Source organism: Aeromicrobium flavum (assembly GCF_007992115.1).
In the GTDB taxonomy this organism is placed as follows: domain Bacteria; phylum Actinomycetota; class Actinomycetes; order Propionibacteriales; family Nocardioidaceae; genus Aeromicrobium; species Aeromicrobium flavum.
Genome location: NZ_BJZQ01000017.1, coordinates 1 through 13,167, shown reverse-complemented (window position 1 = coordinate 13,167; position 13,167 = coordinate 1). Strand labels below are relative to the sequence as shown.

The following is a 13,167-nucleotide window of genomic DNA, read 5'->3' as shown; positions in this document are numbered from 1 at the left end:
GACTGGCGGACGGCCGTACCCCCCCCGACCTGCATTGGTATCGATGACCCAGTCCCCCAAGCCCGGACACCGGCGCAAGCCCGTCGTCCGCGACCCTTGGTACGTCCGCGCCCGCAAGCACGGGGCGATCTCGATCGGTGTCGCGTCGCTCGGAGTCGCGGCGGTCGCCGCCCTCAGCACCTCCTCGCTGACCGTCGCCCCCGCGGCCGACGCCGCCCGCGCCGCCGACACGTCCGTGGCCGCGCACGGCGACATCGTCACCGAGGCCCTCGACGGGTCGGCCCCCGCCCGCGCCAGCCGCAGCAGCGCCGAGCGCGCACCCCTCCCGTCCGCGGTCGAGGCCGACGCCATGATCGAGGGCTCCCTGTACGCCCAGAAGACCGTGCCCGTCCGGGCCGACGCGTCCGACGACTCGCCCGTGCTCGCCACGGTCGGCAAGGGCAAGAAGCTCCAGGTCACCGGCAAGACCCGCGGCGCGTGGACCCAGGTCGTGCACAACGACCTCCCGCGCTGGGTGGCCACCGAGCTCGTCGACGACGAGGAGCCCAAGCTCGCTCCCGCCGAGGGCGCGATCTCCACGGCCGCCTGTGCGCGCGGGTCGGCGGTCGAGTCGGGTCTCCAGGCCGACACCGTGCGGGTCTACCGCGCCGTCTGCGCCCGCTTCCCCGAGGTCGCCAGCTACGGCGGCCTCGCCGGCCGCGGCGAGCACGCCACCGGGCACTCGCTCGACATCATGGTCCGCGGCCAGCTCGGCTGGGACATCGCCGCCTTCCTGCAGGCCAACCGCACGAAGCTGGGCGTCAGCTACCTGATCTACGAACAGCGCATCTGGACCGTCGAGCGCGGCGGCGAGGGATGGCGCGGCATGAGCGACCGCGGCGGCGACACGGCCAACCACTACGACCACGTCCACGTCACGACGTTCGGCAACTCCGGCAGCCTGTGAGCGTGCGCTGATGGCACGGCGCGTGGGCCTGACGGGCGGCATCGCCTCGGGCAAGAGCACCGTGAGTGCCCGCCTGGCCGCGCTGGGCGCGGTCGTCATCGATTACGACCGGCTCGCCCGTGACGTCGTCGAGCCCGGAAGCCCCGCGCTCGACCTGATCGCCGACCGCTTCGGCGCCGGGGTCATCGCCGCGGACGGCACGCTCGACCGGCCCGGCCTCGGCGCCGTCGTGTTCGCCGACCCGTCGGCGCTGAAGGACCTCGAGGCGATCACGCACCCGGCCATCCGCGACCTCGCCGCCCGCCGTGAGGCCGACGCCGGTCCCGACGCCGTCGTCGTGCACGACAACCCGCTCCTGGTGGAGATGGGCGCGGCCGCGGCGTGCGACGTCGTCATCGTGGTGGACGTCCCCGAGCCGGTCCAGGTCGCCCGCATGGTCTCCGACCGGGGCATGACCGAGCAGGACGCCCGAGCGCGCATCGCGGCGCAGGCCTCCCGTGAGGAGCGGCTCGCGGCCGCGGACGTCGTCATCGACAACACGGGCAGCCTGGAACAACTGAGCGCCCGGATCGACGAGGTCTGGAAGGACCTGGTCGCGCCGAGCGCTCAGTGACTGGTTGCCCAGTGCGTCGGTCGCCGCTGCATAGCGACCGACCGGGGATGGCCGCCTAGGCGGCCAGTTCGGGATCGGCGATCTCTCGCAGTCGCGCGATCGCCTGTCGCTCCACCTGACGCACGCGCTCGGCGGAGATGCCGTGGCGCTTGCCGATGTCGGCGAGCTTCTGCTGACGGCCGTCCAGCAGGCCGTAGCGCGCCTTGACGATGTCGGCCTCACGGTCGTCGAGACGATCGACGAGGGCCAACAACTGGTCGCGGGCGTCGTGGTCGAGCATCGCCAGGTCGGGACCGGGCGAGCTGTCACGGGCGATCAGGTCGCCCAGGCTCGTGTCGCCGTCCTCGTCGACGGGGGAGTCGAGGCTGACGTGGTCGCGGCCCCAGGAGAGCAGGTCGATGACCCGCTCGACGTCCATGTCGAGCTCGGCGGCGATCTCGGCGGGCTCGGGGTCGTAGCCCAGCTGCCGCTCGAGGTTGCGGCGAGCGCCGGAGACCTGGTTGAGCTCCTCGACGACGTGCACCGGCAGGCGCACGACACGGGCCTGCTGGGCGACGCCGCGGGTGATGGCCTGGCGGACCCACCACGTGGCGTACGTCGAGAACTTGAAGCCCTTGGCGTAGTCGAACTTCTCGACCGCGCGGATGAGGCCGGTGTTGCCCTCCTGGATGAGGTCGAGCATCGGCATCTGCGCGCGGCCGTACTTGCGCGCGATGGATACGACGAGGCGCAGGTTCGCCTGGACGAACTCCTGCACGGCGCGGTCGCCCTCCTCGGCGAGCCACTCCAACTCCTCCCGGGTCGCGCGCTTCGGGGCTCCACCCTTCGCGCGGCCGACACGGCCGCTCTCGAGCAGATGGCGGGCGAACAGCCCGGCCTCGATCGTGCGGCTCAGCTCGACCTCGCGCTCGGCGTCGAGCAGCGGGGTGCGCGCGATCTCGGACAGGTACATGCCGACGCTGTCCTTGCCCTCGAATTCACGGTCTTCCACGGTGATCCTCCTGACGGTGGCTTCACCCGGTACAACGACGGAAAAGCGCTGAGGATTCCGTTCTCAGGAGTTTCTTGGATTGGCTCGCGTCACAGCCGTCGCGGTGTCGATGATCCATGCCAGCTCCCAGGCCCGCTGGTGCCACGCGGCGTACCGGCCGCTGACACCGCCGTGCCCCGCCGACATCTCGGTGCGCAGCAGGACCGACCGCTCGGCGCCGGTGACCTCGCGGAGCCGGGCCACCCACTTGGCGGGCTCGACGTAGAGGACGCGCGTGTCGTTGAGCGACGTGCCGGCGAGGATCTTGGGGTACGCGACGTCGGCCACGTTCTCGTACGGCGCGTAGCGCTTCATGTACGCATAGACCTCCGGGTCGTGCAGCGGGTCGCCCCACTCGTCCCACTCGATGACCGTCAGCGGCAGCGACGGGTCGAGGATCGAGGTGAGGGGGTCGACGAACGGCACGTCGGCGAAGATGCCCGCGAAGGCGTCGGGCGCCAGGTTGGCCACGGCGCCCATGAGCAGGCCGCCGGCGCTGCCGCCCTCGGCGACGAGCCGGTCGGCCGAGGTCCACCGCTCGTCGGCGAGGTGGCGGGCGCACGCGACGAAGTCGGTGAAGGTGTTCATCTTCGCCAGCTGCTTGCCCTCGTCGTACCAGCGCCGGCCGAGCTCGCCGCCGCCGCGGACGTGCGCGACCGCGTAGACGAACCCGCGGTCGAGCAGGCTCAGCCGCGAGATGGAGAAGTCGGGATCGAGGCTGATCTCGTACGAGCCGTAGCCGTAGAGCAGGGCCGGCGCCGAGCCGTCGCGCGGGGTGTCGCGCCGGCACACGATCGACAGGGGCACCAGGGCGCCGTCGTCGGCACGCACCCACGCGCGGTGCTGCTCGTAGTCGGCCGGGTCGAAGTCGCCCAGCACGGGGGCGCGACGGCGCAGGATCCGCTCGCCGGTGGCGGGGTCGAGGTCCCAGATCGTGGCGGGCTCGACGTAGGAGGTGTAGCCGATGCGCAGGTAGCGCGGGTCCCACTCGGCGTTGCCCGCCAGGCCGCAGGTGAACAGCTCGGCGTCGAAGTCGAGCTCGATCGGGGCGCCGATCCCGTCGGCCCCGATCGGCATGAGCGCGAGCCGGGTGGTGGCGTCGCTCCGGTAGGACAGCACGAGGTGGCGCGCGAACGCGTCGGCCGCCTCGAGCCGGACGTCGTCCGAGCCGGGGACGAGCACGGTGGTGGCGGTGGGGTCCTCCAGCGGCGCCAGGACGAGCTCGAAGTTCACGGCGCCGTCGTTGTGCAGGATCGCCAGGAGGTCGCGACCGCCGACGACGACGTGCTCGACGGAGTAGTCGACGCCCTCGCGCCGCTCCCAGACGACCGTGAACGCGCCGGTGGGGTCGGTGGCGTCGAGCAGCCGCACCTCGGTGGTGACCTTCGACCCGACCGCGATGACCAGGAAGCGGTCGGAGCTGCTGCGCCCCAGGCCGACGAAGTAGCGCTCGTCGGGCTCCTCGAAGACCAGGACGTCGTCGCCGGTCGAGCCGAGCTCGTGGCGCCAGACCCGGTGGGGGCGCCACGCGTCGTCGACGGTGACGTAGAACAGGTGGCGGCCGTCGGCGGACCAGGTGGCGCCCGGCGCCGCGCCCTCGACGACGTCGGACAGGACCTCGCCGGTGGAGATGCGGCGCACGCGGATCGTGTAGCGCTCGTCGCCGGCCGTGTCGACGGACCACGCGAGGAGGTCGCCGTCGTCGGACACGCTGAAGGCGCCCAGCGAGAAGAACTCGTGCCCCTCGGCCTCGTCGTTGGAGTCGAGCAGCACCTCCTCGCCCTCGGGGGCGCGACCGTCCGCGACGACGGGCGGGTCCCAGTCGTCCGGTCCGGCGATCGGGACCCGGGCACGGATCGCGTAATGGCGGCCCTCCTCGGTGCGCGAGTAGTACCACCAGCGGTCGTGACGGACCGGGACCGACATGTCGGTCTCGAGCGTGCGCTCCTTGATCTCGGTGAAGATCTGCTCGCGCAGGTCGGCCAGGTGCGCGGTGGTGTCCTCGGACCAGGCGTTCTCGGCCTCGAGGTAGGCGATCGTCTCGGGATCGTCCTTGTCGCGCAGCCAGTCGTAGGCGTCCACGAACGTGTCGCCGTGGTGGGTGCGCTCACGGGGACGACGCGGGGCACGAGGAGCGGCGTCCTGCCGCAGATCGGTCATCCTCCGACCGTACCGGCCGGGTGCGACACGGGATCGGCGTGCCCGGGCGAGAGGTCGGGGTCGTCGGCGCGCAGGGTGCGCACCGGCCCGACCGGGGTGTGACGCGTCTCGAACCGCACGGTGACGAGGCCCAGCCCTCGCCCCCACACCCAGCCGTCGCCGTGCTCGGCGTGGTGGACGTCCATCCCGGGCGACCACTCCTGGGCCCGGGGCGGCGCCTGGGCGCCACGCTCCTGCGGCTCCTGCACGGGCTCGGCGTGCTCGTCGTCCGCCTCGGCCTCGGCGGTGAAGAGGTCGTCCTGGACCCAGTCGGCCAGGCCGCTGATCCCCACGCCGAGCAGGCGCAGGCCACCGCCGGTGTCGGTCGCGTCCAGCAGGCGCCGCGCCATCTGGACGATCACCCGCGTCTGGTCGGTCGGCGCCGCGACGGTCGTCGACCGGGTGTGGGTGCTGAAGTCGTGGTACCTCACCTTGAGGGTGACCGTGCGGCCCGAGAGGCCCGCCTTGCGCAACCGCTCCGCCGTGCGCCGGGCCATGGCGTCGCAGATCAGCCCCAGCTCGGTCCGGTCGACGATGTCGGTCTCGAACGTGTCCTCGGAGCTGACCGACTTGTTCTCGCGATGGGAGCTGACGCCGCGGTCGTCGATCCCGCGGGAGAGCCGGTGCAGGGAGGCGCCGGCCGCCTGTCCGAGGAGGTCGACCAGCTCGGCCTCGCCGTGGCGCCAGACGTCGCCGACGCGGGTGATCCCCACGTGGTGCAGCCGTGCCGCCGTCGCCGGTCCCACGCCCGCGATCACGGTGATCGGCATGGGCTCGAGCAGGTCGCGCTCCGTGCCGGGAGCGACGATGAAGGACCCGTCCGGCTTCTCGATCTCGCTGGCGATCTTCGCCATGAGCTTGGAGGAGGCCACCCCCACCGAGGCGGTGAGTCCCTCGGTGAGGCGCGTGACGTCGGCGCGCAGCTCGGCGACCAGCTCGGGCACGGCGTCGGGATCGAACGCGTCGCCCGCCGCCAGGTCGACGAACGCCTCGTCGAGGGAGAGCGGCTCGACGGCGGGGGAGAGGCGGCGCAGGCGCTCCATCACGATCGTCGACGCCGCGCGGTAGGCGTCGAAGCGGCCCGAAAGGAAGGCGGCGTACGGACAGCGGGACCGGGCCTCGGCCATGCTCATCGCCGAGCGGACCCCGTACCGGCGGGCCTCGTACGACGCGGTGGACACCACGCCGCGCTGCCCGATGCCGCCGACGATCACCGGCTTGCCGCGCAGGGACGGCTTGTCGCGCTGCTCGACCGAGGCGAAGAACGCATCGAGATCCAGGTGCAGGATCGACGCGGTCGGACGCATGGGCCCAGTCTGTCCGATCCCTCCTGCACGGGAGGCGCGGCGGTCGTCCACAGGCCGCCGCCGGTGGTCGCGTCCCCTCCACAGGGTCCGGCGCGGGGCTACTGCGGCAGGCCCGCGCTCGCGAGGCTCGTCGCATGCCCGACGACGTCTACCGAGCCCACACCTACGAGGACCTGATCAACGCGCTGCCGACGTTCTTCGGCTTCGTGCCCCGCGAGTGCGTGATCGCGGTGGCCGTCTCCGGCCCGTACTGCGCGTTCGGCTTCCGCCTGCGGAACGACCTCCCCCCGCGCGGTTCGGAGTCGCGCCTGGCGGCCGAGCTCGCTCCGCACCTGCTCCGGAACGGGACGGAGGGGTTCTTCGTCTTCGTGCTGTCGTCCGACGCCGAGCGGGCGCGCACGATGGCGCTCGCGATGCGGGACGCCCTGCCGGCCCGCCGGGACTGGCTGACGATCTGGGCCGACGACCACCGCATCTGGGCCGACGTCCCGGGTCATCCGCCGGAGGGCGAGCCGTACACCCGCGACGCGCACCACGAGGCGATCGTGCGCGCGGTCGCCAACGGCCAGGTGATCCTGCCCGACCGGTCCGATCTCGCCCGTGAGGTCGCCGCGGCGCCGGAGCCGCGGCGATCGTGGCTCGACCGGGCGCACGACGTCGTCCTGGACCGGTTCCTCCAGCGAGCGGCGGCCGCGGACGAGACCACCTTCCTGCGGTCGGAGTGCGCTCGTGTCGAGTGCCTCGTGACCCGGGCGCTGGGCGGGTCGGCGCTGGACGACGGTGAGCTGGTCGAGCTGGCCGTGCTGACGTCGTCGATCAACGTCCGCGACGCGGTGTGGCTGCGGATCGATCGGGACAACGCCCCGGCCATGCATGCGCTGTGGGCAGCGGTCTCGCGCGTCGCCGCCGACGACTTCGCGCCCGCGCCGCTGTGCCTCACGTCGTTCGCCGCGTGGCAGATGGGCGACGGCGCGCGCGCCCTGGTCGCTCTCGATCGGGTGCGCGAGGTCGAGCCCCGGTACCGGATGGGGATCCTGCTGCAGCAGACCCTCGACGCGGGGCTGCATCCTGACAGCTGGTCGGCGATCGATGCGAGCGCGTGATCCGCCCTAGGGTGGTTTCCATGGGACAAGACGTCGAAGCCCGGGAGTTCACCGGAGAGGACCGCGCTCGCTACCGCGCCAAGGTGCGCCGCAACCTCGATGTGCTGGCGGCGATGCTGGGGGAGCAGGACTTCTCGGTGCCCGACCCGCACGTCGGGATCGAGATCGAGTTCAACCTCGTGGACGCGGCCGGCGACCCGGCGCTGCGCAACTCCGAGACCCTCGACGCGATCGCCACCGACGACTTCCAGACCGAGCTGGGACAGTTCAACGTCGAGATCAACGTCCCGCCCTCGCCCGTCGCGGGCCGCGGCCTGGCCGAGATGGCCGACCGGATGACCGCGGACCTCAACGCGGCCCAGGACAAGGCGCAGGGCGTCGGCACCGGCCTGACCATGATCGGCATCCTGCCCACCCTCGGACCCGAGCACCTGACGCGGGAGGCGATCTCGGCCAACCCCCGCTACCACCTGCTGTCCGACCAGATCCTCACCGCGCGCGGCGAGGACATCCACATCGTCATCAACGGCGTCGAGCGGCTGCGCACGACGATCGACACGATCATCGCCGAGGCGGCCTGCACCAGCACGCAGCTGCACCTGCAGGTCGAGCCGGACGACTTCGCGCCCACCTGGAACGCGGCGCAGGCGATCGCGGGCGTGCAGATCGCGGTCGGGGCGAACTCGCCGTTCTTCCTGGGCAAGCGGCTGTGGCACGAGACCCGCATCGCGCTGTTCGAGCAGGCCACCGACACCCGCACCGCCGAGCTGAAGGCCCAGGGCGTCCGCCCGCGGGTGTGGTTCGGCGAGCGATGGGTCACCTCGGTCTTCGACCTGTTCGAGGAGAACTCGCGCTACTTCCCGGCGCTGCTGCCGATCGTCGACGAGGAGGACCCCGTCGCCGAGGTCGAGGCCGGCCGGGTGCCGGTGCTGCCCGAGCTGCGCCTGCACAACGGCACGATCTGGCGCTGGAACCGGCCGATCTACGACGTCGTCGACGGCAAGCCGCACCTGCGCGTCGAGAACCGGCTGCTGCCCGCCGGGCCCACGGTCAAGGACACGGTCGCGAACGCCGCCCTGTTCTACGGCCTCGTGACGGCGCTGACCGAGCAGGAGCGCCCGGTGTGGAGCCAGCTGCCGTTCAAGACGGCCGAGCAGGGCTTCCACGAGGCGGCGATCGCCGGCATCGAGGCGGACGCCTTCTGGCCGGGCGTGGGCACGGTGCCGGTGCGCGAACTGGTGCTCACCCACCTGCTGCCGCTGGCCCATGTCGGGCTCGAGCGCCGGGGCGTGGACCGTGCGGTGATCGACGAGTACCTGCAGATCATCGAGCGTCGCTGCGTCACCGGCCGCAACGGATCGACGTGGATGATCGACCAGTTCGACCGACTGCACGCGCGCGGCGCGGACGTCCAGGACTCGATGCGCGCCCTGACACGGCGCTATGTCGACCACATGCACACGGGTGAGCCGGTGCACTCCTGGCCCGTGGAGTGAACCGGTTCCGGAGCGGCTGGGGGACCGTGGCACACTGGTGACAGAGGTTGACCGCAGGCCTCATTGTCATGCCCAGAACGACGTTGTGAGGTTGATGTCCCGGTGACTCGTGCCACCCAGACCGCAAAGGCAGCGACCACGAAGAAGGCGCCTGCAAAGGCTGCCAAGAAGGCCGCTCCGCAGTCGTCCGAGGTTGACGCCGGCGTCGACGGTGCGAGCCCCGTGGTGAAGAAGGCCGCCGCCAAGAAGGCGCCCGCCAAGAAGACCGCCGCGAAGAAGGCCCCGGCCAAGAAGTCGGCCGTCAAGACGCCCGAGGAGGTCGTGCTCGGCGACGCCGTCGACCTGGCCGACGTGCTCGAGAAGCCCGCCCCGGCCGTCGACGCCGACGGCAAGAAGGTGCTCCCCGACATCGCCGACGAGGTGTTCGAGAAGGATCTCGCCACCGACCCGACGCTGAAGGAGGACGAGGAGGCCAGCGCCAGCTTCACGATCTCCAGCGCCGACGACACCGATGAGCCCGCCGTCCAGGTGACGGTCGCCGGCGCCACGGCCGACCCGGTCAAGGACTACCTCAAGCAGATCGGCAAGGTCGCGCTGCTGACCGCCGCCGAGGAGGTCGAGCTGGCCAAGCGCATCGAGGCCGGCCTGTTCGCCGAGGAGAAGCTCGCCAAGTCCAAGCGCGTCACCGAGAAGCTCCGCGAGGAGCTCGAGTGGATCATCGTCGACGGCCGTCGCGCGAAGAACCACCTGCTCGAGGCCAACCTGCGCCTCGTCGTCTCGCTGGCCAAGCGCTACACCGGTCGCGGCATGCTCTTCCTGGACCTGATCCAGGAGGGCAACCTGGGCCTCATCCGCGCGGTCGAGAAGTTCGACTACACCAAGGGCTTCAAGTTCTCGACGTACGCCACGTGGTGGATCCGCCAGGCGATCACCCGCGCCATGGCCGACCAGGCCCGCACGATCCGCATCCCGGTGCACATGGTCGAGGTCATCAACAAGCTGGCCCGCGTCCAGCGCCAGATGCTGCAGGACCTGGGTCGCGAGCCCACGCCCGAGGAGCTGGCGATCGAGCTGGACATGACGCCCGAGAAGGTCGTCGAGGTCCAGAAGTACGGTCGCGAGCCGATCAGCCTCCACACGCCCCTGGGCGAGGACGGCGACAGCGAGTTCGGCGACCTCATCGAGGACTCCGAGGCGATCGTCCCGGCCGACGCCGTCTCGTTCACGCTGCTGCAGGAGCAGCTGCACGCGGTGCTCGACACGCTCAGCGAGCGGGAGTCCGGCGTCGTGTCGATGCGCTTCGGCCTGACCGACGGCCAGCCCAAGACGCTCGACGAGATCGGCAAGGTCTACGGCGTGACGCGCGAGCGCATCCGCCAGATCGAGTCCAAGACGATGAGCAAGCTGCGTCACCCGTCGCGCTCGCAGGTCCTGCGCGACTACCTCGACTGATCGCACGGTCTCCAGCAACGCCCGCCCGGCATCGCCGGGCGGGCGTTCTGCATGTCCGAGGGGAACTGCGCGTCAGGGCAGGCGGCGACGCACCGCGCGCGCGAGGCGGCGCAGCGGGGGAGGGGGCCCGGCGTTCGACTGCACGACCGGCGGGAAGCCGGGGTCCTGGGCAACCGCAGCCACGGCAGCGTCGAAGGTCTCGACCCCGCCCTCGGGACCGAACCCGTGCTTGAGTCCGTGGCGGTCGAGGAACGTCGCGTAGGTGTCCCAGCGCTCCCGGTGCCCGCCGGTCAGCGCCGCCCAGTCGGCCTCGGCGAAGAGGTCGGGCACCGAGAGCTGCTGCGGGTCGGCCTCGTCGAGGCGGACGAACGGGATGCGGTGGTACCGCGCGAGCTCGAGGGTGCGCGAGTCGTGGGCCAGCAGCACGGCCGGGGTGCCGGAGACCAGCGAGACGATCGTGCCGTGGATCCGCGTGCCGAACGTGAAGCGCTGGGTGCGCAGGAAGTCCTGCCAGGCGGGGATGCTCAGCGGGAACACGGTGCGGCCGGGCGCGAAGACCGGGTGCTCGGGGGACAGCGGGAGCCGCTGGTCGTCCCCGCTGAGGGGCGTCCCGCGCACGAGGAGCCGCAGCGTGTTGACGTCCTGGCCGATGTACGTCAGGCGGCGGTGGCGGCGCAGGCTCCGGCTCAGGACGTCGCCCATCTCCCTCACGTACGGCGAGATCGTGATGGCGATCGGGTCGCCGGGCTCGACGGACGCCGGCAGCCGCAGCGGCAGCTCCGGCCCGTGCAGGAACATCGACGGGCAGCCGATGACGTCGACGCGGTCCTCGTCGAAGCCCAGCCCCACCAGGTACTCCCTGGTGAAGTCGCCGCGCACGCCGATCGACGGACCCCGGTCGAGGACGGCCCGCACGAACCGGCGCGTGGCCCGGTCGACCGCGTCGCGCTCGTCCTGCGGGGCGTTGCCGTCGAGGTCGGCCTGGGCGCCGACGCCCAGCACGGTGAACCCCGTCGTCAGCTGCTCGATCGCCGCCGACTGACGCTCCAGCGCCTTGAGGTTCGACGCGCGGAAGTGGTTGGCCAGCGGGAACACGACGTGGTCGAACTCGCGGTTGACGCGGGCGGGATCGGCGAACCACGGACCCGTCGGGGCGGCGGTGACCTCGTCGCCCGGGTGGGTGAGGAGGCGCTCGGCGGCGTAGCTGAACGCCAGGTTGCCGACGTTGTTGCCGATCAGGTTGCGCGAGAGGACGGTGGCGGCGTCGGCCGGTTCGCGCGTCGGGTGGTGGACCTTCAGGAGAATGCGCGCCACGCCCGGGACTATACCGGCGTCCCGGACCCTCGCCGCGGTCCCGGGAGACCCCGAGCCCATGGGTTACTGTGGGTCGACCTATGTTTTCGTCTCGGGGGAGTTCCTCAGTGTCCGTCAGTCACCGCCTGCGACTCGCCGGAGTCGCCGCCGTCGGCGCGCTCGTGCTGCCGCTCGTCGCCGCCAGCACGACCTTCGGCGCCGACGAGACCGGGACCGCTGACTCTGCCCCCGCCGCCGTCGAACCGCAACCCGAGCCCGCGGCCCCGCAGGTCGAGCCCCAGGCGGCGGCTCCGAAGGCCGCCGTTCCGGCCGCGGCCGCCGCGTCCAAGCGTCCCTACGGCTCGGCGTACCCCGTCGACGTCGAGGCCAACTTCTCGCGCCCCTACTTCGACCGGGGCGGCTCGAACCGCGACTACTCGCTGCTGAACGACCTCGAGCGCCTCATCCGCGGCTCGTACAAGACGCCCGCCGGCAAGTACAAGTCCAAGAAGCAGCGCCGCGCCACCTCGGTCTACGCCGCCAACTCCCGCATGGAGGACTCCGTCCGGGTCGGCCGTGAGCTGGTCAAGGCCGCCAAGGCCGGCGTCAACGTGAGGTTCATCCACCCCAACGCGCACCAGTCGCCGGCGTCGAAGAAGCTCAAGAAGCAGCTCAACCGGACGAAGTACGGCAAGTTCAAGACCTGCGCCAACGGCAAGTCGATGGCCTGCCTCTCGCGCGTCAACGGCGCGATCATGCACTCGAAGGTCGTCATGGTCAGCGACACGTACACCCGCAGCGGCAAGCGCGCCAAGGGCGTCGTCTGGACCGGCTCGTCCAACTTCGGCGGCCGCAGCGCCGAGCGCACGTACAACAACGGCACGACCGTCTACAACGACAAGAAGCTGTGGTACCAGATGCGCGCCGTCTGGAACGACATGTGGGCCGAGCGCCGCATCGGCAAGGACTACATGAAGTACATCGCCAAGCGCAACAAGCGGTACGGCTACCGCACGGCCACGCGCGACGGCTACAGCAGCGCGTACGCCCGCCGCGGCGTCCTGTACTCGAACCTGGCCAACTACACGGTCCACGTGAGCCCACTGCGCGCGACGCCCACGAACGGTCGCGACCCCATCCTCAACATGCTCAACCGGGTCGTCCCCGACGACCAGTGCCGCATCCGCGTGATGGAGAACCGCTTCAAGTACCGCCGCATCGCGCTGGCCTACAAGCTGGCCGCCCTCAACGACGGCGGGTGCCGCGTGTCGGTCGTCGCGTTCAAGGACGACCTGAAGAAGAACTACCTCGAGCACTGCCGCCAGCTGCTGCGCGTGTGCAAGCCGATCCTCGACGTCCTCAAGACCTCGCGCACCGAGGTCGACGCGGCGTACGCGCAGATCCACGACAAGACGATCCTGGTGGACGCCAAGCTGAAGCCGAACCGGCTGAACGCGGAGGAGCGCCTGCCCAACGGCGGCGCGTGGCCGAAGGGCGGCGCCCGGGTGAAGCTCACCCTCGCCGGCTCGGCGAACCTCACCGGATCGAACCTGGTCGCCAGTGACGAGATCACGACGATCACGACCGACCCGGACGTGTACGACGCCTACGTCGAGCACTGGCGCTCGGTCACGCAGACCAAGGCGTACGGCAGCTTCCGCTACTGAGCCCGTCCGCACGCACGGAAACGGCTCGCGGAGCGCACCCCGAGGGGAGCGTTCCGCGAGC

At 71.4% G+C, this 13,167-nt stretch carries 10 protein-coding genes; 6 read left to right on the top strand and 4 right to left on the bottom strand.

From position 1 onward, the window contains the following. The first annotated feature begins 43 nt into the window (after nt 1-43). Both AFL01nite_RS13295 and coaE read left to right on the top strand, forming a co-directional pair. A complete protein-coding gene (locus AFL01nite_RS13295) occupies nt 44-946 on the top strand; it encodes an SH3 domain-containing protein (protein WP_146828180.1) in 903 nt (300 codons plus the stop codon). A 10-nt stretch (nt 947-956) separates the two neighbouring features. Further along, nucleotides 957-1,559 carry a dephospho-CoA kinase gene (gene coaE, locus AFL01nite_RS13290; protein ID WP_146828179.1) on the top strand — a complete coding sequence of 201 codons (603 nt, stop codon included), beginning with the start codon at nt 957-959 and terminating at the stop codon, nt 1,557-1,559. Between the two features lie 55 nt (nt 1,560-1,614). Here coaE and AFL01nite_RS13285 read toward each other — a convergent pair whose 3' ends face one another. The 3 genes from AFL01nite_RS13285 to AFL01nite_RS13275 form a co-directional block, all read right to left on the bottom strand. Beyond that, entirely contained in the window at nt 1,615-2,511 is an 897-nt protein-coding gene (locus AFL01nite_RS13285; RefSeq protein ID WP_146828238.1) for a sigma-70 family RNA polymerase sigma factor, read from the bottom strand. A gap of 102 nt (nt 2,512-2,613) precedes the next feature. After that, complete coding sequence (locus tag AFL01nite_RS13280) at nt 2,614-4,749, bottom strand: S9 family peptidase (protein WP_146828178.1); 2,136 nt, start codon at nt 4,747-4,749, stop codon at nt 2,614-2,616. Continuing rightward, nucleotides 4,746-6,095 carry a DNA polymerase IV gene (locus AFL01nite_RS13275; protein WP_146828177.1) on the bottom strand — a complete coding sequence of 450 codons (1,350 nt, stop codon included), beginning with the start codon at nt 6,093-6,095 and terminating at the stop codon, nt 4,746-4,748. The genes AFL01nite_RS13280 and AFL01nite_RS13275 overlap by 4 nt, the downstream gene beginning before the upstream one ends. A 134-nt stretch (nt 6,096-6,229) precedes the next feature. On the opposite strand from AFL01nite_RS13275, the gene AFL01nite_RS13270 reads away from it, so the two are divergent. The 3 genes from AFL01nite_RS13270 to AFL01nite_RS13260 all read left to right on the top strand — a co-directional run bounded on the left by AFL01nite_RS13270 (nt 6,230) and on the right by AFL01nite_RS13260 (nt 10,146). Continuing rightward, the gene (locus tag AFL01nite_RS13270; RefSeq protein WP_146828176.1) at nt 6,230-7,198 is read left to right on the top strand and encodes a DUF4192 domain-containing protein; all 969 of its coding nucleotides are present in this window, start codon (nt 6,230-6,232) and stop codon (nt 7,196-7,198) included. A gap of 20 nt (nt 7,199-7,218) precedes the next feature. After that, nucleotides 7,219-8,694 (top strand): glutamate-cysteine ligase family protein, encoded by a 1,476-nt coding sequence (locus AFL01nite_RS13265; RefSeq protein ID WP_146828175.1) that lies wholly within the window; start codon nt 7,219-7,221, stop codon nt 8,692-8,694. Between the two features lie 102 nt (nt 8,695-8,796). After that, nucleotides 8,797-10,146 (top strand): RNA polymerase sigma factor, encoded by a 1,350-nt coding sequence (locus AFL01nite_RS13260; protein WP_222593536.1) that lies wholly within the window; start codon nt 8,797-8,799, stop codon nt 10,144-10,146. A 72-nt stretch (nt 10,147-10,218) separates the two neighbouring features. On the opposite strand, the gene AFL01nite_RS13255 is transcribed toward AFL01nite_RS13260, so the two are convergent. Continuing rightward, nucleotides 10,219-11,460, bottom strand: coding sequence for a polysaccharide pyruvyl transferase family protein (locus tag AFL01nite_RS13255; protein ID WP_186813950.1), 1,242 nt, complete (start codon nt 11,458-11,460; stop codon nt 10,219-10,221). A 107-nt stretch (nt 11,461-11,567) separates the two neighbouring features. On the opposite strand from AFL01nite_RS13255, the gene AFL01nite_RS13250 reads away from it, so the two are divergent. Beyond that, nucleotides 11,568-13,106, top strand: a complete 1,539-nt coding sequence (locus tag AFL01nite_RS13250) for a phospholipase D-like domain-containing protein (RefSeq protein WP_146828173.1) — start codon at nt 11,568-11,570, stop codon at nt 13,104-13,106. The last annotated feature ends 61 nt before the right edge of the window (nt 13,107-13,167 follow it).

Excerpts from the sequence above, each read along its gene's own strand:
- AFL01nite_RS13280 (WP_146828178.1), bottom strand. The coding sequence starts at position 4,749 with ATGACCGATCTGCGGCAGGACGCCGCTCCTCGTGCCCCGCGTCGTCCC.
- AFL01nite_RS13270 (WP_146828176.1), top strand. The coding sequence starts at position 6,230 with ATGCCCGACGACGTCTACCGAGCCCACACCTACGAGGACCTGATCAAC.
- AFL01nite_RS13285 (WP_146828238.1), bottom strand. The coding sequence starts at position 2,511 with ATGTACCTGTCCGAGATCGCGCGCACCCCGCTGCTCGACGCCGAGCGC.
- AFL01nite_RS13295 (WP_146828180.1), top strand. The coding sequence starts at position 44 with ATGACCCAGTCCCCCAAGCCCGGACACCGGCGCAAGCCCGTCGTCCGC.
- AFL01nite_RS13275 (WP_146828177.1), bottom strand. The coding sequence starts at position 6,095 with ATGCGTCCGACCGCGTCGATCCTGCACCTGGATCTCGATGCGTTCTTC.
- AFL01nite_RS13265 (WP_146828175.1), top strand. The coding sequence starts at position 7,219 with ATGGGACAAGACGTCGAAGCCCGGGAGTTCACCGGAGAGGACCGCGCT.
- coaE (WP_146828179.1), top strand. The coding sequence starts at position 957 with ATGGCACGGCGCGTGGGCCTGACGGGCGGCATCGCCTCGGGCAAGAGC.